Annotated in this window: 19 protein-coding genes; 13 read left to right on the top strand and 6 right to left on the bottom strand. The window is 69.8% G+C overall.

The genetic code is table 11. The features are described from left to right. Position 1: 1 nt before the first annotated feature. A complete protein-coding gene (haaA, locus tag ACFCZ1_RS06245) occupies positions 2–181 on the bottom strand; it encodes a HaaA family cyclophane-containing RiPP peptide (protein ID WP_351859392.1) in 180 nt (59 codons plus the stop codon). Between the two features lie 110 nt (positions 182–291). Continuing rightward, the gene (haaT, locus tag ACFCZ1_RS06250; RefSeq protein WP_376677200.1) at positions 292–3,063 is read right to left on the bottom strand and encodes a cyclophane-containing RiPP biosynthesis TPR protein HaaT; all 2,772 of its coding nucleotides are present in this window, start codon (positions 3,061–3,063) and stop codon (positions 292–294) included. A gap of 257 nt (positions 3,064–3,320) precedes the next feature. Between haaT and ACFCZ1_RS06255 the strand changes: the two genes are divergently transcribed. From ACFCZ1_RS06255 to ACFCZ1_RS06275, 5 genes are all read left to right on the top strand, one after another. After that, the gene (locus tag ACFCZ1_RS06255) at positions 3,321–3,683 is read left to right on the top strand and encodes a hypothetical protein (protein WP_376677201.1); all 363 of its coding nucleotides are present in this window, start codon (positions 3,321–3,323) and stop codon (positions 3,681–3,683) included. Further along, the gene (locus ACFCZ1_RS06260) at positions 3,680–4,900 is read left to right on the top strand and encodes a damage-control phosphatase ARMT1 family protein (RefSeq protein ID WP_376677202.1); all 1,221 of its coding nucleotides are present in this window, start codon (positions 3,680–3,682) and stop codon (positions 4,898–4,900) included. Before ACFCZ1_RS06255 ends, ACFCZ1_RS06260 begins: the two co-directional genes overlap by 4 nt. Before the next feature lie 584 nt (positions 4,901–5,484). Then, positions 5,485–6,006: a hypothetical protein gene (locus ACFCZ1_RS06265; protein ID WP_376677203.1), complete on the top strand. Its 522-nt coding sequence runs from the start codon at positions 5,485–5,487 to the stop codon at positions 6,004–6,006. Between the two features lie 148 nt (positions 6,007–6,154). After that, positions 6,155–7,390 carry an MAB_1171c family putative transporter gene (locus tag ACFCZ1_RS06270; RefSeq protein WP_376677204.1) on the top strand — a complete coding sequence of 412 codons (1,236 nt, stop codon included), beginning with the start codon at positions 6,155–6,157 and terminating at the stop codon, positions 7,388–7,390. A 288-nt stretch (positions 7,391–7,678) separates the two neighbouring features. Next, a complete protein-coding gene (locus ACFCZ1_RS06275) occupies positions 7,679–8,308 on the top strand; it encodes an HAD-IA family hydrolase (RefSeq protein WP_376677205.1) in 630 nt (209 codons plus the stop codon). A 391-nt stretch (positions 8,309–8,699) separates the two neighbouring features. On the opposite strand, the gene ACFCZ1_RS06280 is transcribed toward ACFCZ1_RS06275, so the two are convergent. Beyond that, complete coding sequence (locus ACFCZ1_RS06280; protein WP_376677206.1) at positions 8,700–9,572, bottom strand: helix-turn-helix domain-containing protein; 873 nt, start codon at positions 9,570–9,572, stop codon at positions 8,700–8,702. Between the two features lie 555 nt (positions 9,573–10,127). On the opposite strand from ACFCZ1_RS06280, the gene ACFCZ1_RS06285 reads away from it, so the two are divergent. From ACFCZ1_RS06285 to ACFCZ1_RS06320, 8 genes are all read left to right on the top strand, one after another. Then, positions 10,128–10,454, top strand: coding sequence for a transcriptional regulator (locus tag ACFCZ1_RS06285; RefSeq protein ID WP_376677207.1), 327 nt, complete (start codon positions 10,128–10,130; stop codon positions 10,452–10,454). Between the two features lies 1 nt (position 10,455). After that, a complete protein-coding gene (locus ACFCZ1_RS06290; protein WP_376677208.1) occupies positions 10,456–11,475 on the top strand; it encodes a hypothetical protein in 1,020 nt (339 codons plus the stop codon). After that, positions 11,475–12,179, top strand: a complete 705-nt coding sequence (locus ACFCZ1_RS06295; protein WP_376677209.1) for an ATP-binding protein — start codon at positions 11,475–11,477, stop codon at positions 12,177–12,179. Before ACFCZ1_RS06290 ends, ACFCZ1_RS06295 begins: the two co-directional genes overlap by 1 nt. Positions 12,180–12,295: 116 nt before the next feature. Next, the gene (locus ACFCZ1_RS06300) at positions 12,296–12,862 is read left to right on the top strand and encodes a WhiB family transcriptional regulator (RefSeq protein WP_376677210.1); all 567 of its coding nucleotides are present in this window, start codon (positions 12,296–12,298) and stop codon (positions 12,860–12,862) included. 5 nt (positions 12,863–12,867) lie between these two features. After that, the gene (locus ACFCZ1_RS06305) at positions 12,868–13,929 is read left to right on the top strand and encodes a DUF2637 domain-containing protein (protein WP_376677397.1); all 1,062 of its coding nucleotides are present in this window, start codon (positions 12,868–12,870) and stop codon (positions 13,927–13,929) included. 101 nt (positions 13,930–14,030) lie between these two features. Then, positions 14,031–14,255, top strand: a complete 225-nt coding sequence (locus tag ACFCZ1_RS06310; protein ID WP_376677211.1) for a hypothetical protein — start codon at positions 14,031–14,033, stop codon at positions 14,253–14,255. Further along, positions 14,252–14,917 (top strand): MobC family plasmid mobilization relaxosome protein, encoded by a 666-nt coding sequence (locus tag ACFCZ1_RS06315; RefSeq protein WP_376677212.1) that lies wholly within the window; start codon positions 14,252–14,254, stop codon positions 14,915–14,917. Before ACFCZ1_RS06310 ends, ACFCZ1_RS06315 begins: the two co-directional genes overlap by 4 nt. Then, positions 14,917–16,674 carry a relaxase/mobilization nuclease domain-containing protein gene (locus tag ACFCZ1_RS06320; protein WP_376677213.1) on the top strand — a complete coding sequence of 586 codons (1,758 nt, stop codon included), beginning with the start codon at positions 14,917–14,919 and terminating at the stop codon, positions 16,672–16,674. Before ACFCZ1_RS06315 ends, ACFCZ1_RS06320 begins: the two co-directional genes overlap by 1 nt. Before the next feature lie 712 nt (positions 16,675–17,386). Here the strand turns inward: ACFCZ1_RS06320 and ACFCZ1_RS06325 are convergent. The 3 genes from ACFCZ1_RS06325 to ACFCZ1_RS06335 are packed head-to-tail and all read right to left on the bottom strand — an operon-like array spanning position 17,387 to position 23,545. Continuing rightward, positions 17,387–18,487 carry a DNA helicase gene (locus tag ACFCZ1_RS06325; RefSeq protein ID WP_376677214.1) on the bottom strand — a complete coding sequence of 367 codons (1,101 nt, stop codon included), beginning with the start codon at positions 18,485–18,487 and terminating at the stop codon, positions 17,387–17,389. A gap of 7 nt (positions 18,488–18,494) precedes the next feature. After that, positions 18,495–20,393, bottom strand: a complete 1,899-nt coding sequence (gene drmB / locus ACFCZ1_RS06330) for a DrmB family protein (protein WP_376677215.1) — start codon at positions 20,391–20,393, stop codon at positions 18,495–18,497. Next, entirely contained in the window at positions 20,390–23,545 is a 3,156-nt protein-coding gene (locus ACFCZ1_RS06335) for a helicase-related protein (protein WP_376677216.1), read from the bottom strand. Before ACFCZ1_RS06335 ends, drmB begins: the two co-directional genes overlap by 4 nt. Positions 23,546–23,617 lie beyond the last annotated feature (72 nt).

Consider the following 23,617-nt stretch of genomic DNA (forward strand, 5'->3'; position numbering starts at 1 on the left):
CTCAGAACCACCAGGGCCAGATGAGAGACGCCGCGTGAGGCCCCTCGGCGAAGCCGTCCGCCTCGGACTTCTCCTCGTCGAGTCGCTGCTGTACACGGGCGGCGATCCGTTCCAGGACGGCATTGCCCTCGATGGATTCTGGGCAGACGGGCGGCGCGAGCATGGGCGTACGTGGCGACATTCAACGCTCCTCGTGGTGTGCGACGGTGGTTGAAGCGACAGACCGACTCGGCACCGTAGCAGGGCTGTTGTCGTCGGCGGCATACGAATTCCGGCCAGGTGACGACCGGGCTATCCGGCGCGTGGGGCGAGCAGCTCTTCGAGTTCCTGGGCCGCCGCATCGGCTCCGAGCCGCCGGTAGAGGGCGGCGGCGTTCCGCAGATAGCCTTCGGCCCGCGTCACCCCGGCCGTGATCAAGTCGCAGCGGCCGATCCCTTCCAGAGCCCGCGCCTCTTCCAGCGGAGAGCGGATGTCTCGAGCCAGGGCGAGGGCCTCCTCGAAATACCCCCGTGCAATTTCCGCCTCCCCGGAGGCGCGCACCAAGGGCCCCCAGTGGTTCAGTACCTCGGCCTCGCCGCACCGGTCCCCCAGCTCCCGGTGGAGGTCCAGGCTGCGCCGGAACGCCTCGATGGCTTCGTCCCACTCGCCGAGCATCCATCGGGCAGCGCCCAGCTCACTCAGGGCGGCGGCCTCCCCGCCGCGGCTGCCGAGATCGCGGAACGCACTCAGAGCCTCCTCCAGTATCCGGACCGCTTCGGTGGCGCTCCCTGACACGCGCTCCAGCGCCCCCAGGTTGCGGATGCTGTTCGCGCGACCGAACCGCTCCCCGAGTTCGGTGAAGCGCTCCAGCGCCTGGCCATGCGCCTCCCGGGCACCGACGACGTCGCCCGTCAGCCTCCTCACGACGCCCAGCTCGTTGAGCGCGTACGCCTGGTGGGTCCGGTCGTCGAGCTCCACGTAGATGTCGTACGCCTCGCGGTGTCGGCGCGCCGCCTGCTCGTACTCGCCCGTGAGGCGATGCACGACGCCGAGGTCCCTGAGGGAGTTCGCCTCCCCGTACCGATCGTGGAGCTCCCGGTAGATCGACAGCGCCTCGCTCTGGGCCTCCACGGCGGCGTCGAACCGGCCAGTCTGCCGGCGCACCATGCCGAGGTCCGCGAGCGCGTTGGCCTGCCCGAGCCTGTTGCCCACCTCGCGGTAGAGCGCGAGGGCCTCGGTCTGGGCGCGCGCGGAAGCCTCGTTGTCGGCGGTCATGAGCCAGACGATGCCGGCCTGGTTCAGCGCGTCGGCCTTGCCGCGTCGATCGCCCGCGGCCTCGTACTCCTCCACCGCCTCGTTGAGCGCCTCAATCGCCTCGGGGTAGGCGGCCATGAAGCGTCGTACGACTCCGAGCTCGGCGAGCGCCCCGGCGAGGGCCCTGCGGTCGCCGGTGTTCCGGGCGGCGTCGACGGCTGTCCGATGGAGCCCGACAGCCTGGTCCCAGGGGCCGGCCTGCCGCAGGAACGGCGCCATGGCGGCGGCCAGGCGGATGACCAGTTCATGCAGGGCGAGACCGCTCGCGCGCCGGATGCAGGCGAGGACGTTGGCCCGCTCGTTCTCCAGCCAGCCAAGGGCCGCCGCGCGGGACTCGATGCGCGGGGTCTCCACCGAAGCGGCCTCGTCGGGCGGTGGGGGTGCGACCGCGCCTCTTCGGACGAGGTGCCTGTTCGCGGCGGCGAGAGCGGCCAAATAGTAGAGGCACACTCGCTGAACGGCCTGGGTCTGCTCCATACGGCTGCCTCCCTCGTCGGCGAGACCGCGGGCGAAATCACGTAACAGATCATGAAGCCGGTACCGGCTCCCCGGATGTTCGTCGATCATGTGGGCGTCGTACAGCGCGTCGAGCTGGCGCCGCGCCTCCGCCATGGTCACGCCACCAAGCACGGCACCCACGTAGGCGTCGAGATCGGTCCCAGGGTAGAAGCCCAGCCCGCGGAAGAAGCGCCTGTGCTCCTCCTCCATGTCCTGGTACGACAGCTCGAACGTCGCCGCCACCGCCCGCTCCCCGGCCCGCAGCTCCCCCAGCCGATCCCGCGCGGCCAACAGGCGCTCGCGGAGATCCTCCGCGCCCCACGACGGGTGGTGCCGCAGCCGCGCGGCGAGCAGGGACACCCCCAGCGGCAGATACCCGCACAGCCCGACGAGCTCCGCGACCACGTCCCGGTCGAGCGATGCCGCCGGCCGCCCACTGAGCCGTACGAACAGGTCGACCGCGTGGTCCTGCGGCAGCGCCACCACCGGCAGGACCACCTCCTCCTGCGCCGCCAGCCGCTTCCGGCTGGTCACCAGCACCAGGCAGTCGCCCGCCCCAGGAAGCAGCGGCTCCAGCTGACGGTAGCTGGCCGCGTTGTCGAGGATGAGCAGCGCCTTCTTCCCAGCGAGACCGCTGCGCCACATGGCGGCCCTCGCCTCGGTGACCGCGCCCACGTCGTCACCGGCCGGGATACGCCCCGCGGGCACTCCGGTCGCCGCCAGCAAGGACGCCAGCGCCTCGCCGGCCTGCACGGGGCTCCGCCCGGTCGTGTGCCCGTTGAGATTCACGAACAGCTGCCCGTCCGGGAACCGCTCCGCCAGCGCATGCCCTGCGTGCACGGCGAACGCCGTCTTCCCGACGCCCGGCATCCCGTCGATCACGTGCACCGGCAGCGCCTCACCACTCTCCTGCGCCGCCCTCACCGACCCCATGAGCGCCGCCAACTCGGCACCCCGGTCCGTGAACGCCGCGGTGTCGCGCGGCAGCGCCCGCAACACGAGCGCGGCCCCCGGCGGCTCGGCCTCGTTCTGGGGCGCCGACTCAGGCTGCCGCACGGGCGTCCGTGAATCCGACAGGGCGGCCAGCACCGTCATCACCACGAGCAGCCCCCCGAGCAGCACGAACGAGAACCAGGCATGCCTCTGCAGCCACCCCAGCCACCCCGGCCACTCCGACTCGGACACCGCGTTCGTGACCAGCCCCACGAGCATGGTCGTCACGACCCCGCCGGCGGCCACGACGGCGATCGAGATCCCGCGCCGAAGCCTCATGCGTCAGCCGTCCACCCGCGAAGGGGATGCGTCTCCCCAACTGGCGCTGGCGTGTCACTCATGCGCCCCAGCGTCCCAAGGTCAACCCCCGTCACGAAACCCCCCGAGTTCGTCATCCAACCGCCCAAGGGCATCAGTGGAGACGACCTCGGTCAAGGGCACTGACGCGCCAAGGCCGGTCCGGATCCAGCCTCGCCGAATCACGAGCCAGTCCGCTCAGGAAACTCTGAGACCGCACACGATGAGGGAGCGAGAGCGTGGACGCGTCCGAACTGGCCGAACTCCGCACCATGTACGTCTTCGGCCCCGCCGAGGGTTCCACCTGGGGCATGACCTACGAGGAAATCGAGGCCAAGCTGCGTGAGCGGGAGACGGATACGTTCGTCCGTATCGATGAGGGGGAGGAAGGTCCCGTTCGCGGGTCCGTCATGCACTTCGGTATACGGAGTGGGGTCTGGAAGCCGACCTGCCCGACGCGCTTGTTCCCGACGCCCCCCGCCCCCGCCTCGTGGCCACCTTCCTCGCTCACCTCGAAGCCACCGGCGGGCTGGACTGACAGCGAGCACACCCCTGGGGATCATGGCCACGTGAACGACATGCGAAGGGCCTGGACACCATGACAGAGAAGACCCCCCACGCCTCGGGCGAAGAGGCTGTTCGCGAGGCCGGCCCAGTTGGTGCGCCGGTCATCCTGGGCAACGAGCCCGACTCGTTCGCCTGGAGTGTGCTGGCCAAGCGCCACCCTGCCCTCATCCGGCAGGTGCGAGACGCTTTCCCGTACGGCCGCCGGCAGCACGAGGCCCTCGACGCCCTGCTGGACGAGATCACCAACGGTGTCGTCCAACCGTTCGACCCCGCGGACCACGACCACGTGCGTTGGGCGGCCTGGGGGCAGGAGCACTTCGGGCGCTCGTGGTACGACGCCCCGTTTCTGTGGGCGGAGAGCTACTTCTATCGCAGGCTCCTCGGCGCGGTCGGGTACTTCGGTACCAGCCCTTGGCAGGGAGTCGATCCCTTCGCGCTGTTCAAGCAGGCCGAACTGCGCGGCGACGCGGTGGACGAGGAGCTGCGGGCCCTCGACGCGCTCGCGAGCGCCCCGGCTGAGGAGCGGGCCACGGCCCTCCTTCACGCCTCGCTCTGGGGCAACCGCGCAGACCTCGGCTTCCGGGTCTCGGCGGGGGAGTCGGCAGTGGATGACGCCGCAGCCTCGGCCCTGGTCGCCGACGACAGCACCACACTGTGGCAGCTCCTGCCCGCCGGCACCTCGGCCACCGTAGCCGTGGTGGCCGACAACGCGGGACGTGAGCTGATTCCCGACCTCGTCCTCATCGACCACCTCCTCGAACACAGGCATGCCGAGCAGGTCGTGCTTCACGTCAAGCCCTACCCCTACTACGTCTCCGACGCGATGACCGCGGACGTGGTCGACTGCCTCCGCCGCCTCACCGAGGCACCCGGCGAAGCAGGCCGGATCGGCGGCCGACTCTGGAAGGCCATGGCCGCGGGAAGCCTGGAGGTCCGCACCCACCCGTTCTTCTGCGCTCCGCTGCCGTACGAGGAGATGCCCGAGGACCTGCGGAAGGAGTTCTCGGGTACCGCGCTCACGATCCTGAAGGGTGATCTCAACTACCGCCGCCTGGTGGGCGACCGGCTGTGGAACCCGACCGTGCCCTTCGCCGAGCGCACGGCCTACTTCCCTGGGGCTGTCGCGGCGCTCCGGACCCTGAAATCCGACGTCATCGTCGGCCTGGAGCAGGGAACGCTGGACGCCCTCGAACGGTCCGGGGCTGCCTGGCGTACGAGCGGTACTCACGCGCTGATCCAAGTGCGCCCGTAGACCTGAGAGCGCGGGTCGACTCCGTATCGCTCGGCGACAAGGGATACGACTCCGACCCCAACCGCCGCGAACTGCGCAGGCGCCGGATCCTTCCGGTCATCTCCCGCAGGAGCGCCCCGAACATCGAGGGGCCGGGCGAGCTCTGTTGCGGCGTCGAGCAGACCCTGCTCCACCAGTTCAAACGCCTCGCTGTCCGCTGGGAACGCCGCACCGAACTCCACAACGCCTTCATCTCCCTCGTCTCCAGCCCCATTTGCTGGAGGCGACTCAAGAAGTAGGGCGGCGGACCGACCTCCCCTCAGAAGCATTCGGAATTCAATCAACGCGCCGTCACTCAATTTCGATCTTGGGATCCAGATTGCGAGACTGTCACGCTTGGGTGACCTTCACAACAGCCCGTCCTGCGTAGATCGCACTTTCCTCCTTGTACGATTAGGCGTAGACAGCGTGTGTCGGCCGACCGCCGCGCACCTCAAGCACAAGCTCCTGGCTACTAGCGCCTCGCGGGCTGGCAGTGAACACCTCAGTAGCATTTCAATGGAGCGACGATGCGTTGGCGTAGGGACCCTTCACGGCGCGCCCTCGTGAAGGAATGTGAGAGCCTGCTCGCCGATCTGCCTATCCCGGCTCCTTTCAGCGTCGAGGCGCTGGTGCGGAACATGGAGGGCGCGCTGGGGCGTCAGATTCGGCTAGTGCCACTGGATGACGCCGATGGGGGTCTGGGCACGGCATGCGGTCTCCGGGTCAAAGCGCCGGAGTTCACGATAATTCTCTATCGCCGCCGTTCGAGTCGCAATCAAACCGAGCACATCATTCTCCATGAGCTCGCGCACGAGTGGCTGAACCACGGTACCTCCCTGACGGATGCAGAGATCGAGCGATACGTCCCTGAGCGCATTCGTCAGGAAGTCCTTCGGCGTTTCCCGTCGGCTCTGGTTCAAGGGCGCGTAGATTTTGGCAGCCCCGAGGAAAAGCAGGCCGAGCTTTCGGCTTCATTGATAAAGCGGCTGGCACGCCGTCAGTCCTTCACGGGAGATGACATGGTCAGCCTCCTGGAGCATTCACTTGCTCACCCAGTCGCTGCTCCACCGCGGCGCCGACTCTAGCCGCGATCGACTGGCGACCGCTGAGGCGCAACTCCTGGCCTTACGGCTTCCGCCACATCGCGCAGTCCACCTATTGGCAATTGAGGCTGCGGCCGACTGGCCTTCCGGCTGGCGAAACGTGCAGCCGACGCAGATACCCACTGGTTCCGTGTTCGACTACATCAAATACCTTACTGCGGCCGTGATGACCCTCATCGCCGTATGGCGATTCCCTGCAGTTCGGTACGCCGACGCTCACCGCCGGGCGCTCTGGGGCGGTTATGCGGGATTCGCCGTGGCTCTCTGGCTCTACACGCCAACAGCAATGGATGCGGTGGATCGCATTCCAGTAGTGGACCTGAGCGCCCTGCTCAGGCACTTTGCCAGTACCGCGGCGATCATCGCGGCCCTGACCTACGTCGCCACCAGCTACGGGAGGAGCTCGGAGACGGTCGTACCCCGCCACGTAGCGGTCTCCCGCCGGATCGCACGCGCGTCCTACGGGACGGGAGCGATAGGCGTCATTCTGCTCACGGTCCTGTTTTTCACCGTGGTGGACCGCGACAAGCCGAGCCAGAACTTCCTCGTCGACCACGCTGGGCAATGGGGGGTCGCGGTCTACATGACCGTGTTTTACTTCTTTCCGCTCATCACGACCGCAGTTTGCGGCTACCAGTGGACGAGGGCGGCGCGACGGGTCGAGAACACGAGCATGCGTGTCGGGCTGGGCTTGATGGGGATTTCCATGTGGATGGGGTTGACCCATACATTGGCGCGTATCGCCATCCTTTGGGCTGCGGTCGCGTTCCCTCTAAGTCTCTCCACGGTCCGGTTCCTTGTAGACGCCACAGCGATATGGATGAACCTGCTGTTCCTGATCGTTGCCGTAGGTGCGAGCATTCCCACCACACGCGCGGCGGCGGCCCGGTGGAGAACTTGGCACACCCTGTACAGGACTTACCCGCTCTGGTTCGACCTGGTGGATGCGTTTCCCGGGACGAGCCTGTATCCGCCGGGGCGGCGCCTCGCGGAACTCAGGCACATACGCGTCCCCATCGATGTTCGCCTGGACCGATGGACTCAGGACATTGCTGACGCTTGCGAGAAGCTGCGTTATTACGCTCCACGAGACCTGATGTTCGCCGCCGAGGACATCACCGCCTTGCACCCCGACCCTGAGTCGGCCGCGGAAGCGTACTGGATTAAGGCCGCGCTCCAGGCCGCTGACACCTCGCAAGCCAACCCGTACGTCACTGCCCCCCTGAGAGAGAAACCGTTCGTTGACACCGATAGTGAAGCGGCGTGGCTTGCGCGAGTCAGTGCGGCCTACTCGCACATCACCACGGATCAAGCTCGGGAGCTTCTCCTGCGCTCCATAGAGGTGGAATCCGAACCGGGGTGCTAGCCTGCTATTAGCTTCACGGTCTGATTTCTCGGTTCGGACCCTATTTCCCGCGAGCGAAACCAGGCCGCATGGCGATCTTGAATGGCGGGCCGGTGGGTGAGATTTGGCACCGTCCGTCGCATGAACTGGGCTGGTACCGTGGGTCATGCGGACTGATAGGTCTTGCTCCGCCTCGTAAGTGCACCCCGGCCTGCGACGCACCTCTACTCCCGTCGCCACGTGTAGCCGGGCAGTGACGCTATCCGGTCTGGATGGGCGTCCGAAATCTCAGCAATCTGGAGTTCTCGCATGTCCAACCGCCGCACGGGCCTCATCCTCGATTTCGGAGGCGTTCTCACCACTCCGCTGCTGCCCGTAGTGCTCGCGTTCGAACAGCGCGAGGGCCTCCCGCAGGGCGCCTGCCTCACGGCCCTGTACAAGGACGAGGAGGGCGTCCGGATCACCAGCGACCTCGAGCGCGGAGCGGTCTCCCAGACTGAGTGGAACGAGTTCGCCGGCAAGATGCTGGGCGTGCCGGCTGACAACCTGATGGGCCGGATCTTCGGCGACCTTCGCCCCGAGCCGCTGATGATCAATGCGGCTGCTGCGGCGAGGCGGGCCGGGATCAAGGTGGGCATCCTGTCCAACAGCGTGGGACTCACCCCGTGGGACCTGTACGCCGGCTACGAGCTTGAGCGGCTGTACGACGTCGTGGTGATCTCCGAACAGCAACTGCTGCGCAAGCCCGACCCGGAGCTCTTCGAGATCACGCTCAAGCTCATGGATCTGCCCGCCGAGGAGTGCGTCTTCGTCGACGACACCGAAGCGTACGTTCAGGTAGCAGAGCGGCTCGGCCTCGCAGGGGTGCACAATCAGGACCCCCGGCAGACGGTGGCCATTCTCTCCGAGATGCTCGGCGTGGACCTTACGGCGTCGTAGCCCGGTGCCAGACGCGCGGCGGTCCGACCGGTCTCGATATCGACGTGAGCCGCCGCCCCTGCTGCCCCACGCCTCGGTACAGCAAACTCGCCCAGGACGTTGACGCTCGCCCACCTGGGCGGGCGGTCGTGGCGGCAGTGGACGCGGAGGGTGAGCGAGCCTCCGCCCTCGGCGCTGGAGCGCAAGGAACACAAACAGCGAAGGGACTACGGCGACACCCCGGCAAGGGGTGTCGCCGTAGTCCCTTCGCTGCTGTCGGCCACTTACGCAGCTGCGAAACAGCTTGTACCGGCCCTGGTGCACGCGCGGTCGATGTCAGTGTCAGACGCCAAGCCGACAGTTCGGAAACGCCTCATGCAGGCCAAGCTCCGAGGAGCACTCGCCAACGGCGTCACTGCCCGTCCTGCACCTCGGGCAGCTTGTGCTTCAGCTCTCCGACGAGCTCGTTGATCTTGGCCATCATCTCGGCGGACAGACCCCCGCCGTTGCCGCGAGCAGCCAGGCCGAGGATCTGCCCCCTGTGAATGGAGCCGAGGAAGCGGAGTGCCTCCAGGAATTCGCGGGCCGCAGGGTCGACCTCGGCATCGTCCTGGAAGAGGGCCGCGTCGACCTGAAGCGCCTCAGCTAGGCCGGCACGCACCACATCAGAAGCCTCCGTCGTGGCGCCCGCACGAAGGGCGACGATGTCGTCGATGGTGACGGCCGCCACGCCCGCATGCTCGTTGACGATCCGCGCGATTTCCTCATCAGAGGGTGCTTCTTTGCCAACGTACCCGTACTGCAAGAGGTAGTTGATCTTCTCTCCGACCGTGCGGAGTGCGGACGTCTGCTCGTAAAGCGAGGTCGTGGGGCGAAGTCCGAACGAGCAGTCCTGGGCGGCCAGCAATTCCTCTTCGGTCACCTCGTACGCCTGTGCGAGCGGCTGCACGTAAGCATCACTGAGCCGGCGCCGGCCGGATTCGGCGTTGCTCACCGGCACGCGGCTCGCGCCGATGATCGCAGCGGCCTGCGCCACGCTGAGGCCGGCGTCGCAGCGCAGGAGCTGCAGATCCGGCGGACCGTCGTGGGGGAAAAGGGTATCGAGCGATTGACCGAGAGCCGCTGCAATCGCGGGGAGCTTCTCACCCTTGGGGAAGTCCTGGCCGCTCTCCCATCTCGCGACCGTGGGGGCGCTGACGCCCACCATCTCGGCCAATGCCTTCTGATGGAGGTCCTTGCCCCGCCGGACAGCACGCACGCGGCTGCCGTCGAACTGACGTGGCACATGAACTCCTGCGGGGTGGTGATCGGGCCGGTGGTGGCGGCCTCTGGGGCAACTGTAGCCCAGGCTTGATACATTTCCGCAACTGACGTACGTTTCCGTATCGCACCTGCTGGCCGGGCTCCGGCTCTCTATGGTGCCAGCCCTGGGGACCCCTATGCGTGTTGCGTTGTCGCGGCCACTCGCGCAACGCGCCGTCGGATTCGGTCCAGTCGTTGCCGGCCGGTCGCGGGAGCACTCTCCCGATACCGACTGTCGCGAGCCCGGTGCGACCTGTAACGAGCCAGGGATGGACTTGCCGCAGGTGTCTACGTATGTTCGTCGTCCCCCGCCGGGCAGCACCCCGGGGAGGGGTGGAACGAGCATTAGAGAGGAGGTGGGACGAATGCGAGCGCATGGCCCGTGACATGGCTCGGCAATGAAAAACCGGCGCCCGGGAGCTACCAACTCCCAAGCGCCGGGCTGGCACCCCGAGAGGTGCCCATACGCATCACGCGGGCGGCGGGGCTTTTGCACGAGAACCGCCGCACCGCGCTCCTACGAAAAACGGAGTATCGCATGCTCGCCATGCCGAGCGGAACCCTGGCCTGCCCGGGTACCGACCGCCAGCACCGCCTCGCGGCCCAGCTCGCCGCCATGATCCCGGGCGCGGCCACCATCCGGGTCAGCCTCAACGACCCGAAGCAGAGGTGGCCCCACCTGCACGCCACCGTGACGGACGAGGCCGGGAAGACCCTGGAGCCGAACCGCACGACAGTCAGGGTCGCCGCCCGCTGGATCCTGCGGGTCTGGCCGGAGGCGAACTGGGACCGGCCGCACGTCTTCGACCTCTCCGATGCCACTCTCACTCGCAGCGACCTGGTCGCCGTCGGTCGGGGCCGCTGACATGGCGCGGATCCGAACCATCAAGCCGGAGGCGTTCGTCTCCGAGTCGCTCGCCGAAGTGAGCGTCGAGGCCGAGCGCACCTTCTTTGGGCTCCTCACGCAGTCCGACGACCACGGTCGCCACCGCGACAACGCCGCGATCATCGCCGGGCTCCTCTGGCCCCTTCGCGCCGAGCACACCTCGGTCCACGTCGAGGACGACCTCCACCAGCTCGCGGCCGCCGGCCTGATCTGCCGGTACACCGGCTGCGACGGCCGCCGGTATCTCCACATCGTGACCTGGTCCCAGCACCAGAAGATCGACAAGCCGAGCCAGTCGCGCCTGCCCTCCTGCCCGCAGCACCAGGCTGCCGACCGGTGTGCGCCCTGCAAGGGCTCCTGCACCAAGCGGACCGAGGGTTCGTCTGCTGCTCCCCGAGGACTCGCCGAGACCTCGCCGAATGCTCCCCGAGCCCTCGACCTGCCCGCCAAGGCCACGTCGACGTCTCCCGGACACGCGGGTGGGGCCTCCGCGGACTGGCAGGAAGACGCCGACCATGCGGGCGGCGCCCTTAGCCAGGTTGGAGCGAAGAGCACAGGTCAGGAGGCATTCTCCGAGGGCTCTCCGAACCTTCCCCGAATCGTCGGAGAGGGCTCGGCGCCTGGATCTAGGATCTTGGATCCTGGATCTCTTGTCCCTACGGGGCGCATGGCGCCCACAGACGGCGTCTCGGCCAACCAGCTCGTCGGCGAGTACATCGCCGCCTGTGACGAGCGTCCGCCCAGCGACGTGATCGGACACCTCGGGCGGATCACCAAGAAGCTCCTGGGTGAGGGCATCGCGCCGGAGCACATCAGGGCCGGGCTGGCGAATTTCGTGGCCAACCCCAAGCACCCGAGTGTGCTGACCAGCATGGTCAACGAGGCCATGAACGCCCGCTCCGGCGGTTTGGCGCGGCCGGGAATCCGACCTAACGTGCCCGCCCATCAGGCGTGGACCAACCCGTCCAACGCCGCTGCCGCCTACGCCGAGGAGCTGTGATGCGCACCCGTCACCGCGAGCCGCAGCCCCTCGGCGAGGGCACCCTGGACCGGATGGCCCGGATCCTGGCCGCCCGCCACATCGACCCCGCCGCCGTTGCCGCACCGGCTCAGGAGCCCGAGCCCTTCTCCCCGCTGGGGGCCCTGTCGGCCGGGATGCCCCCGCGCTACCGGGCCGCCGTCGCCGACCACCCCGAGGTCCTGGCCTGGGTCCGGACCGTCGCCGAGGCTGCCGTTGCTCCCAACCAGGGAGCCAGGCGGCAGGTCACCACCGGCCCCAGCCTGCTGATGGCCGGCGTTGTCGGCGCCGGCAAGACACACCAGGCGTACGGCGCGGTCCGGCGGCTGGTGCAGAGCGGGGTCGGCGTGCGCTGGCGCGCGACCACCGCCGCCGACCTGTACGCCGACCTTCGGCCCCGGCCCGGAGCCGACAGCGAGCGGGAGCTGGCCGCCGTCAGCCGCTGCCCGCTGCTGATCATCGACGACCTCGGCGCGGCCAAGGCCAGCGAGTGGGTCGAGGAAGTGACGTACCGGCTGATCAACCGCCGGTACAACTACGAGCTTCCGACCCTGATCACCACCAACCTGGCGATCAGGGACCTCCGGGCCCACCTCGGCGACCGCGTCGCCTCCCGGCTCGCACAGATGACCACCCGGGTCGAGTTCGAGCAGGTCGACCGCAGACGCCCCCGTCTCGCGGCCTGACCCGCCCCAGGCCATCGCGCCGGGCCGCGCCTGCTGCGTGCCGCCCGAGCTCTTCCCCGACCCAGCGCACCTCTCCGCCGACGCCCCTGCGCGCGGAGAGCGATCGGAGTACCCGCATGACCAGCACGACGCACAGCCCTGTCCGCCACCGGTCGCTCGGCGACCACACCTGGCGGGACCAGGCTGTCTGCCAGAGCACCGAGTACAACCCGGTGGACCCCGAGATCTTCTTCCCGGACCCCGATGAGACCGACAAGATCACCGCAGCGAAGGCGCTGTGCGGCCAGTGCCCGGTCCGCCGCGTCTGCCTGGACGCCGCCCTGGAAGCCGGCGACACCGACGGCATCCGAGGCGGACTGACCGAGGAGGAGCGCGGACCTCTGCACGAGAAGATCGCCCACCGCCTCGACTACAGCCGCGTCAACGACACCATCGCCGGTCGCGACATCCACCTCACCAAGGCCGAGCGACGCGCGGTCATCCGAGCCGCCTACCGCCACGGGGTGACCGAGCAGCGCCTGGCCTGGCTCCTCAAGATCACCGAGGAGCACGCCCAGAAGCGGTACCGCGAACTCCGCCGCGCCCTACGCAACCGAGACCTGAACCAGCCCGAGACGGCCACCGCCTCGTCCGAGGCTGGCGGCGAGCGCCTGGGTCGCGACGACTTCGGGACGGCGGCGTGACCCCCATGACCGCGCCGAAGACGGCGCACATATCCGGCTGGGACCGCGCGGTCGTCATCGCCCTCGGCGGCGCGGGATGTGCGCTGTCGTACGACGCGCTGCAGCAGATGGCCGTCGCCATCCACATCCGAGGCTTCCTCACCTACCTCTTCCCCCTGGTGATCGACGGGTTCATCGCCTACGGCGTCCGGGCCCTCCTGGTTCTCCGCGACGCGCCGCTGCGCGCCCGGCTCTACGTCTGGACGCTCTTCGGCACGGCCACCGCCGCCAGTATCTGGGCCAACGCGCTCCACGCGGTGCGGCTCAACGAGGACGCGGTCGCCGGCAACGGCCTCCGGCTCGGGGACACGGTGGTCGCGGTGCTGTCCACCATCGCCCCGCTCGCCCTGGCCGGAGCGGTCCACCTCTACATCCTCATCGCCCGGGGGCCGGTCAAGGGCAGTGACCGCGAGGACCTCGGTCACCTCGGTCACCCAGGTCAGGGTGACCGGCGCGCTGGCGTCGAGGTCACCACCCGGACTGACCGGGTCGGTCAGAACCGGTCGGCGGTCGGTCAGGTCAAGCCCGGTCAGCCGGTCGCCGCGCTCACCGACCGGCCGCCGCTGTCTCCGGAAAAGCAGGCTCGTGCCTCCCGGTCACTGACCGGGGACAGCGCCCCGGTGGGCAGCAGCAACCCGGTCACCGATGACCGAGGTCGGTCGCACGAGGCCGCTGAACTGCCCGGACAGTCGGACTCGGCTCGGCCGGTCACTGACCGTCCCGACGCCACCGCCCCGGTCACCGGCGACCAGGACAGCCCGGCGGCGGTCACCACCCGGCCGGTCACTCCACCGCCGGTCACTGACCGAGAGACCCGGGCACCGGGTGACCGACGGCACGACACGGACACCGAGGAACTGCTGAAGATCGCCCGGTCAGCGGTCAGGGCCGAGGACAAGCTGACCCGCAAGGTGGTCGCCCAGGCGATCCGCGGTCAGCAGATCCCGCTCTCCAGCGACACCCTGACCGCCCTGATGGCCCAGCTCCGCGCCCAGCACGGACAGCCGGTCACCTCCACCCGGAACTGACCGGACACCACGGAGCGGGTGACCGAGCCGGTCACCCCAGCCGGTCACCCGCTCCGGACACCCGCGCCACATCCCCCCCAGAGCAGAAGCGGAGAACCCCGATGCGCACCCACCCGGCCACTCCCGCCGAAGTCGACTCCTGGCTGACCGTTCTTCACCAGCGCGGTCATCTCCATCGCGCCCAGTCCGGCCCCGACACCACCTGGATCGTGCAACGAGAGCAGCACCATCGTCCCTGGACCCTGCACCACCCGGTCCTGGCCATGGACTGGATCGAGGAACTCGTCCGCGAAATCCAGCAGCAGGACCCGGAGACGAGCACGTGACCAGCGACGACCCGGCGGTGACCACCGCCGGACAGCAGCGTGACCCCACGACGGCTCCCGGCGGAGCAAGCTATCGCGTACGACGGTCCTATTGCCCGTCGTACGCACTTGCCCCCGCCCCCGAGGGCGGGGGAAGCCCGGCTGGTCTCCGAGCGAGGGCGCTCGGAGACCAGCCGGGCAACCGGCACCAGGGGGCGCCGGTCACCGGGGGAGAAGCCGACCGCGACGACCACCTCGAGCAGCCGAGCCCGAGCACGCCCGCCTTCCCCGACCGCAAGCCGCGCCGCCGCAGCCGCAACCCGAGCGAGCGCACCCGCAAGACGACCACCCGCCTCTCCGACGACGAGAAAGCCGAGGTCGTCGCCGCCGCCGCGCAGCGCGGCGTCACCGTCGCCCGCTTCCTCGCAGCTGCTGGCCTTGCCGCCGCCCGCGGTTCGACCGCCCTGCACACCAACGAAGGACTCGACGCGGCCATCGACGAACTCGCCGCCCTGCGTACCGCCCTGGCCCGGATAGGCAACAACATCAACCAGATCGCCTACGTCCACAACGCCGGCGGACAGCCCCGCCCCGGCGAACTCGACCACGCACTGAGCGTTCTGACCCGGTCCCTCGGCCGCCTCGACGACGCGGCGAACGACCTGGTGACCAGGCGGCTGTGATGGTTCCCGACATCGGACGCGGCTCCCGCACCCACGGACTCCTCGTCTACCTCTACGGCCCCGGCCGGCGCGAGGAACACACCGACGCGCACCTCGTCGGCTCCTGGGACGGCTTCGCCCCCGACCCCGGCCGCGACGCCGAACCGCAAGTCACCCTCGCCCGCCTCACCGCAGCCCTCGACCTCCGGGTCAAGCAGGCCGGCGACCGCGCGCCCGCCAAGCACGTGTGGCACTGCTCGGTCCGGACCGCCCCCGGCGACCGGCGGCTCTCCGACGAGGAGTGGAACGCCGTCGCCCAGCGCATCGTCCACGCCACCGGCATCGCCCCGGACGGTGATCCCGACGGCTGCCGGTGGATCGCAGTCCGCCACGCAGAAGACCACATCCACATCGTCGCCACCCTGGTCCGTGGCGACCTGCGCAATCCCCGCCTCAACTACGACTTCAACAAGGCCCAGGCCGTCTGCCGGCGCATCGAGGAGGAGATGGGCCTGCGCCGCCTCAACGCCGGCGACGGCACCGCGGCGAAGAATCCCACCAGCGCCGAGAAGTTCAAGGCCGAACGCACCGGCCGCCCCGAGACCTCCCGCGAGACGCTCCGCGAAGCCGTCCGCCAGGCCGTCGCGGGAGCGGACGACGAGAAGGAGTTCTTCACCCGGCTCCGTGAGGCGGGCCTACGCGTGAAGGTGCGCCACGCCCCGTCCGGCGACGCGCTCGGCTACAACGTGGCCCTTCCAGGCGACCGCAACCGCCACGGTGAACCGGTCTGGTACCCCGGCTCCAAGCTGGCCCCCGACCTGTCCCTTCCGAAGATCCGCCTCCGCCTTGCCGACGGTACCGCCGAGCGGGCAACGCCTTCGGCCGCTGGCGACCGGGCGGACTGGTCCCCGCCCGCCCGAGAGCGACGGAGCGCCACCGGGATCGCCGAGCGTGCCGCCGTCCTCCTCGACGGCGACGACGATGAAGCCGCCGCCCAGCTCGTCGGCGTCGGAGAACTCCTGGACGCGGTCGCCCAGACCTCCCCGGTCGCCACCCGCGCCGAGCTGGCTGCTGCCGCCCGAGCCTTCGAGCGAGCGACCCGCAGCCAGGTCCGAGCAGAGCGCGCCGACACCCGGGCGCTCCGCTCGGCCGCCCGGGGCATCGTCCAGGCCGGCGGCGCGCTCGGCCGGGGCGAGGGCGGCGGCACCACAGCCATGCTCGTCTCCACGCTGATCCTGGTCACTCTCGCCGCCGCCCGTTGGCACTCCGCTCGCGGTCACGCCCAGCAGGCCCATGCTTCCCGATTGGCCGCCGAGTATCTGCGCGCCGCCTACCGTCAGGCCGCAGCCACGCCGATGCGGGTGCTGCACGACCAAGGCCGTGCCCTCCCCGAGACTCAACGCCGGTCACACGAGGCCACCCTCCGCGCGGCTCTGCCGGAGCAGGGCGTACGAGCAGATGGCATGCCGACGAAGACCGACGCCCTGGTCGCCACCCTCGCCCAGGCCGAGCAGGCTGGCCACGACCCCGAGGCCCTCCTGCAACAGGCCATCGACATGCGCGAACTCGACACCGCTGCGGACGTGAACGACGTCCTGGTCTGGCGCCTTCGCCGCCTCGCCCAGCTCCCCGCCCACCCGGGCGAAGCTCCCCGTCGCCCGCAGGCAGGCACCCGCCCGACCAAGACCCCGGCCAACCGCACCAGCGAACGGAACGCACCCACAGCGGCGCCCCGCCCTGCCGTCTCTGACCCGCGCAGCCGTCCACCGCGCCGCTGATCAGCGCGTACGGAAGGCATGCCACCGACCGACCAGACTCCACGAAATGCCTGGACAGCCGGTTCCACCTGCTGTTACGGATGAAAACAGGAAGCCCTCGACCGGGAGATGACGCTCGTGCCCAGAACCACCGACCGCACCACGGAGCCGGTACCCGCGCTGCCCATCCTTCCCACCGGCACCGACCCCCTGCTGCAACTCCAGTACGAGACGCAGCCGGCCAACGGCCCCGGCGCGACACGCTGCGTCAGCCACCCACACGAACTCGCCCTCGGCGGCATACCCGTGATGTGCTCGGCCTGCCGGGCCCGACGTGACTGGCTGCTCATCAACCACGGCCGCAACGTCTGGATCTGCTGCCGGTGCAGCAACCAGTGGCTCGAACCCGAGATCAGCCGCGCCGACTTGGACGCCCTGATCGCCAGCCCGTACGGCACGACCTACCCCACTTCGACGAGGGTCTTTCTGCGCTCGGCTTCGACGGTGTCTTTGCTGGCGCCTACCTGGAATAGAGGAGCGAAGTGCCACACACCGAGGAGCTCCACCGACGGATCGGTGGAGCTCCTCGGTGTTTACAGGGTGGTAAGCCGACGTCGCCGCTCTTCGGGAGCCCGCCTTACGTCTGAGGTATCCGTCCGCACCCTGGAGATGGCCCCTGTGCCAAGCGGCAGTCCGTTCCAACTCCTTTGACTGTCCTACTGGGGGCCGCACTTCATGGCCGGACGAGGCTCCCTCGCGGGATCCCTGCGAGCAGGGGAGGTTCGCTGGCGCCCTCGTACCCAAGGTGCAGTTCATGCCGCGCCCGGGTGGCGAGGACGTAGTAGGCCATGCGCAGCGAGGCGGAGGTGGGGTCGGTAGCGGAGTCCACGTGCGTGTCCGGGACCACGACGACGTCGAAGCCCAACCCCTTGGCGCTAGCCCGGTGGACGATGACGACGCCGGGGCGCGCCAGGTCGAGCGTGCGATATCGGCCCTGGGTGGCCTCCGATGTGTACATCTGCGCGTTCAGCCGCGGCGCGGCCCGGTCGAGTCGGGTCACCAGGTCGAACTGGGCCCGGGTGGATCCGAGGATCACCCCGATGGTCTGACGGGGCTGCGTCTGTGCGAGCCCCAGAACCAGTTCGACGACGGCACCCGGCCTGGGCAGGGCATGCAGGCGTGGGGGCGGCCCCTGGCGCGCGGGAAGGTCCGGAGGCGTTCGTCCGACGTGGAAGTGGCCCGCAAGCTCCGCGATCTGCTGGGTGTTGCGGTGGTTGCCCCCAATCTCCTGCACCGGGCACCCACCGAGCGCCTTCGACACCTCCGCGAGCGTCGAGTGGGTCTCCGTGAGCTGCTGGCACTCGTCCGCGAACACCGTGATCCGGGCTCCCAGCAGCCGACAGAAGCGGTAGAACTCCTGGGGTAGGTCCTGCCCCTCGTCTACGACCACCGACAGGTCGGCCACTGGCTCGGCCAGGGTGGCCTCCCGGACGAAGGCCCGCCAGTCGTACCACCCGTCATCCGTGCGCGGCGCGGTGGTCCCGGTTCGCTGCCGGTACCAGCTGGCCAGCCACGCGTGGGCGGTCGACACTGTCACGCCGTCCTCCTCCGGCCCGAGGGCGGTTACGGCGGGTCGGATCGACTGCCGCAGCAGGTGGGAACGGGTGAGCAGCACCGTCGGGCCACCAGTGAGAGCCAGCATCACCGCGCGGTGCACGGCCAGCACGCTCTTGCCGCTCCCGGGCGGGCCGCTGACGACGTGGTTCCCCGAGAAGGGCAGCGCGTCGAGCGCCGTGCGCTGGTGCGCCGTCAGATCCGTGTAGGTGAGGGTCATCGCCTGCTCACTCCCCGGCCGCCGCCGCAGCGGCGCGCGCCGCCGTCACGATCGGTTCGAAGTAGCCGGGCACCTGACCGCCGCCGACCACCAGGGTGCGGTCGAGCAGGGCGTTGCCCGTCTCGCAGCTGGTTTCCGGCAGCAGGGTGCAGGCGTGGCACGCCGCCCGGTTCAGGTTGTCGAAGCCCTGACCGGTGTGTTCGGCGCACAACGGGTCCGCCGAACACCAGGCCGCCGCCTCCGTCATCCGCAGCAGGGTCTCGGCGAGCCGCGGGGGTTCGCCCTGCTGGACGAGCCCGCCCAGGGTGCCCTCGGCATCCCCTGCCGCCGTGTACACGAGCACCCCGAACTGGTCGTGCTCCGGGCGCGCGTACACCCGCTCGCGGAGGCTCGCCGTCGCGTACCCCGACTCGAACGACAGCTGCCGGATGAGGAGGTGGGCGAGTGTGTGCAAGAGGACGAACCGCGGGGAGAGCGTGGCGCCGGTCACCGCGGCCAGTCGATCGGCCTGGAACGAGCGGGAGAGGTCCTCGCTCATCCCGCTGACTCGCCTGACCACCCGCTCGTCCTGCTCCCAGGACCGCAGCGCCTCCTCGTCCAGGGTGAGGAAGACCCCCTCGCCGAAGACCTCCACGGCGGGTAGCCACCGTAGTTGCCGCTTGGTGTCGGCCGGGACGAAGGTCTCGTTCGGCGACACGCGGCGGAAGCCTTGCAGGGCCCGTACCTCTCGGAGCCGGTCGGCGAGTACGATCCGGCCCACCCTCTTCCGCAGCCCCGCCCACGGCTCCGCCCGCTCGCCGTCGAGGCCGAGACCGGTCGCGCGGACCGCGAAGTCTCTGGTGGCAGGCGGGGTCGGTGCCATGAACGCCGCCCACTCCTCGCGGCTCATGTCAGGCACCACGGGGTTGTCGCCGCCCCCATCTCCCGTCTCTTTGAACGCACCGGGCCTGCCGACCGAAGCGATGGGGCCGGGCGGCACGGGCGAGCCGGTCTCCTCTGCAAGGAGTGCGTCGAGCAGGACGTCGTCCGCGCCAGTGTCCTCCTTGATGAGATCGCGGTAGAGGAGGCCCCGGGCCGTGCCGGCCTCCTTGCACAGCGGGATCCACAGGTCGGAGGCGCGGACACGCTCGGCGAGCAACTCGTCCGAGCCAACGGCATCCACCCCGGTCGCGCCCTCGGCCTCCGGGATGTCGAGGGCAGAACTCACCACCGGGTAGTACACGTTGCCCGCCGTCCGCTGCACGATCTGGACGGGCCTGATGCAGTCGGCTGCCTCGCCCAACCGCTGCCAGGGATTCCGCCCCGAGCAGCGCATGCCGTGCGTGCCGAGTACGTCGAGCAGGTCCCGGGAGGCTCCGCAGCCCCGCGCCAGACAGGTCACGGAGAGCGCTTCGAGGCCAGTTGCCCGCTCCGAGACGCCGAAACGGAGCCGCTCACGCGTCGTGCAGGCCTGCCGGGCCGCTGGATCGAGCCTGGAATGGGCCCAGAACCACCAGTCGACGTCCCCGAGATGCCCCCCGGCGCAGATCTGCACGAACCGCATGGGCGTCAGCCGGCGCAACGGCGAGCAGCCGGAACAGCTTGGCGGCATCCCCGGCTTCTCGTCGGCGACGCGCCAGCGGGCCATGCGCCGGCAGGAACCGCAGAACAGCCAGGAGGGGAAGCGGATGTACGGCGCACCCGCCGCGTCCTGGCGGTCGAAGCGGTCATCAGGCGCCGGGGGAGCCGCGTAGAAACCGCTCGCTCCGAGGCGCGAGGCGAGACGGGGCGAGACGACCTCCTGCCGCTGCCTCGGCCAGTCCCCGATGCCCGTCGCCACGAACGACTCGCCCTGGATGTCGAACACCGCGCCGACCCCGAACGGCAGCACCGTCTGGGCCTGGCGCACCCGCAGCCGCCTGCTCACAGGTCCGCCCCCTTCACCGTCACCTGGCATTCCCGGTCCACGTTGCGCATCGAGTGCGGGGTCTCCCACAGCCCCCCGGGCCGCTCAAAGTTCTTCAGCAGGTTCATCTGACCCTTGCCCTGGCTGCGGTAGTACAGCTCCTTGCCCTCCTTGCGGGCGTCGAGCGCCCGCTGTTGCCAGTCGGACAGCAGCTCGTCGAGCTCCTCACGCACCGCCTCGGCGACCCGGGGGTCACCGGCTGCCGCCCGGGTGGCTAGCCCTTCGACGATCGCATCGGCCTCCACCAGCCGGTCCAGCACGTCACCCGCCCGGTTCTCGGCGGACAGGCCGAGCCCGTGGCGTACGAGGATGACGAGCGCGGCATGCAGGGCCCGGCGGCGGGACGGCGTGGACCACGGCGTCACGCTCGTCGGTTCCACGTACCGGTAGAGCGACCGGTGGTACACGTCGAAGGTCTCGTAGTGCGAACGGTCCCGGGGCCGGGTGGCGTTGAAAAACGTCACGACGAGCCCGGGCACCGCGTGGCGCCCCACCCGGCTCGTGGCCTGGATGTACTCGGCCGTGGTCTTCGGCTGTCCCTGCATCAGCATCAGGGCGAGCCGCTTCACGTCCACGCCGACCGACAGCATGTTGGTGCATGGCAGGAACGACACGGCGTCCGCGGCCGTGTACGGCTTCTCCAGCCTGTCGAGCAGCACGGGCTGCTCCGCCCTCGGCAGATTACTTGTCAGCTCTTGCACTTCGCCGTCCGACAGCGGTCGGGTGCCCCGCCCGCCGTCGAGCCCGGCGAGCTGCGCCGGGATGTCGTCGGCCGCGGCGGTGACCGTACGACCGAGCTCCCGGAGGCTGTGATGGTAGGCCACCAGGGTCCAGTAGGCGTCCCGGTGTTCCTCCGGCAACTCCCACGCCCCCTGGAGCATCGCCGCCGCGGTGGCGACGGACGCGCGGCCGGCAGTGTGGCCCTGCGCCATCACGCCGACGTAGTCGCGGCCGGGGCGGGAGGTGTCGGGCTCGGCGAAGTACGAGCGGCGGGCATCGAGCCCGGCTGGCGGGAACAACTGCACCTCGCGCCCGTACAGGCCGCGCACTTGCTCCCCGGAACGGCGGATCGTCGCCGTCGAGGCGACCACCTTCGGACCGATGCCGTCTCGGGTGCACAGGCCGAGAACCGCGGCCTCGTACAGACCGACGGTCGACCCCAGCGGCCCTGTCAGGAGGTGGAGCTCGTCCTGGATGACCAGGGACGGAGGGACCGTATCCTTTCCAGCGCCGTCCGTTCCTGCCCCGCCCGTACCGAATCCGAACAGCCGACCCGAGCGGGCCTCCCAGGCGAGTCGCGCGAACTTGTCGACGGTCCCCAGGACAAAGGTGGGTGGCCGGTCGTACAAGTGCTCATCGACGACCGCGACCGGAAGCTCGTCGTGAAAGGCGCAGTCGTCGCTCGGGCAGAAGAACGCGAACGAGCCCCCATCCGCCCGCACCCCGTAGTCGCCGATGTCCGGCGACTTGTGGCGTGGCAGGATGCCCGTCCCGCACCAAGGGCAGCGGTCCAGGATGAACACGTCCTCCGGCCGGGCTGCGGCCCTCACGTCCTCGAACACCCTGCGCGCCGCGTCGTACGTGTTCGGGGACGTCGCCTCTCCCACCCATAGGCCGATGGAGAACGGTTCCTCGCCCAGCGCCGAGGGATCGTCCCGGCGCAGCCGCTCCAGCGCGCAGACCGTGGTCGCGGCGCGCTGGAACTGCTGCGTCGTCAGGAGACTCAGGGTGTAGCGGCTGAGCACCGCAGTGCCCCCGCCGTCCGGCGCGTTCCGGCGCAGCACCATCACGAACGCGGCAAGCAGCAGGTACGCCTCGGTCTTGCCGCCACCGGTCGGGAACCAGATCAGATCCGCGACCTCGCGGTCCGGATGCTGGGGATCCGCCACCCCGTCGAGCGCCAGCAGGAAGAACGCCAGCTGGAACGGGCGCCACGCCGCGTCCGCAAACGGCTCGGGCTCGCTCATTGGCGTCCGCAGCCGGGCCCGGCGCTCGCCCGCCCGGTCAGAGGCGGAATGCCGCATCTGCAGGGCCATCGCGCGGTTCGCCGTACGGAACGCCGCCAGCAACTCCGGCCGTCCGGGGTCGCACAGGGTGCGCACGCCCGACTCGACGCGGTCCACGACGGCCTCGATCCGGCCGAGGATCCGTTCGCCTGCCTCCCTGCCCCAGCCGGGGACCGGGCTGTTTTGTTGCTCCTCGAACCACCGGCGGTACCCGGCGGCGAAGTCGAGCAGCTCCGCCCGTAGAGCGTCCCGTGGCACCGTCGGGTCGGACAGGTGAGACACCCGTAGGACGGGCAGTCCGACCGGCCCCGCGGCCCGCGTAGCCGGTACCTCGGACCGGGGCATCACCGCGGCCGCTACGCCTGCGACACCACCCCCCTCGTCGAGGATCTCCCGCACCGCGCAGCCGTGTCCGACTGCGTACGTGACGATATGGCGGTACTGGAGCCGCAGCTCCTGCTCCTCGGGGTCACGACTGGCCAGCCGCACACTCGGGTACGGGCGGATCCGCCCGTCGAGGGGACGGGCTTCAAGGCGTACCTGGAACAGCATGCGGTCCCACTGCCCGCCCCGGCTCCCGCCCGTCGCGGTCCGGGCGTCGGTCCGCGCCGTGTTCACGAGGGCGACCGTGACGAGCTGCCCGCCGCCGAACGGGCGCCGGCGCAGCCGGATCTGTGCCCGACCGTCGAGGACCGTGATCTCGTCCTCGTCCGCCCCGAGCGTCACCGTCTCCACGGGGAGCGGGACCCGCTGCCATTGTCGGGCCCGCTCGCCCTGCCGCGTTGCGTAGCGGGCGGCCCCGCACAGGACCTCCACGGCCGAGCCGTCCGTGTAGAAGCTGAATCCGAGAGAGGACGGCAGCCAGGAGTTCGACTCTGGAATGGGATCCGCCGCCGGGGCCGTGTCGACTGCGTCATTCTCGGTACCCGGCCCCTCCAGCTCCTCGGCGGTCTCGGCCAGCCGCCGCTGGAGGTCAGAGTCCTGCGGATAGAGAGTGCCCATCAGGTACTGCCGGTCCGGCGGAGCGTCGAGCATCTCCTCCTCGCCATGAGCGGGGCCGACCAACTGCCGTCGCAGATAGTCGGCGAGTTCGTCTCGCGGGTTCACGTGCGGGGTCTCTCCTGGATCGTCGGGAGGGAGGTGGGCAGGGACGCAGTACTCCGTAGTGGCCGCCCGTCC

It is taken from the genome of Streptomyces sp. NPDC056224 (assembly GCF_042267665.1).
GTDB lineage: Bacteria > Actinomycetota > Actinomycetes > Streptomycetales > Streptomycetaceae > Streptomyces.

Bases quoted from the DNA above. Each gene is read 5' to 3' on its own strand.
- ACFCZ1_RS06305 (WP_376677397.1), top strand. From the start codon at position 12,868: ATGACCGCGCCGAAGACGGCGCACATATCCGGCTGGGACCGCGCGGTC.
- ACFCZ1_RS06275 (WP_376677205.1), top strand. From the start codon at position 7,679: ATGTCCAACCGCCGCACGGGCCTCATCCTCGATTTCGGAGGCGTTCTC.
- ACFCZ1_RS06325 (WP_376677214.1), bottom strand. From the start codon at position 18,487: ATGACCCTCACCTACACGGATCTGACGGCGCACCAGCGCACGGCGCTC.
- ACFCZ1_RS06290 (WP_376677208.1), top strand. From the start codon at position 10,456: ATGGCGCGGATCCGAACCATCAAGCCGGAGGCGTTCGTCTCCGAGTCG.
- ACFCZ1_RS06295 (WP_376677209.1), top strand. From the start codon at position 11,475: ATGCGCACCCGTCACCGCGAGCCGCAGCCCCTCGGCGAGGGCACCCTG.
- ACFCZ1_RS06320 (WP_376677213.1), top strand. From the start codon at position 14,917: ATGGTTCCCGACATCGGACGCGGCTCCCGCACCCACGGACTCCTCGTC.
- haaA (WP_351859392.1), bottom strand. From the start codon at position 181: ATGTCGCCACGTACGCCCATGCTCGCGCCGCCCGTCTGCCCAGAATCC.
- haaT (WP_376677200.1), bottom strand. From the start codon at position 3,063: ATGAGGCTTCGGCGCGGGATCTCGATCGCCGTCGTGGCCGCCGGCGGG.
- ACFCZ1_RS06300 (WP_376677210.1), top strand. From the start codon at position 12,296: ATGACCAGCACGACGCACAGCCCTGTCCGCCACCGGTCGCTCGGCGAC.
- ACFCZ1_RS06310 (WP_376677211.1), top strand. From the start codon at position 14,031: ATGCGCACCCACCCGGCCACTCCCGCCGAAGTCGACTCCTGGCTGACC.
- ACFCZ1_RS06260 (WP_376677202.1), top strand. From the start codon at position 3,680: ATGACAGAGAAGACCCCCCACGCCTCGGGCGAAGAGGCTGTTCGCGAG.
- ACFCZ1_RS06285 (WP_376677207.1), top strand. From the start codon at position 10,128: ATGCTCGCCATGCCGAGCGGAACCCTGGCCTGCCCGGGTACCGACCGC.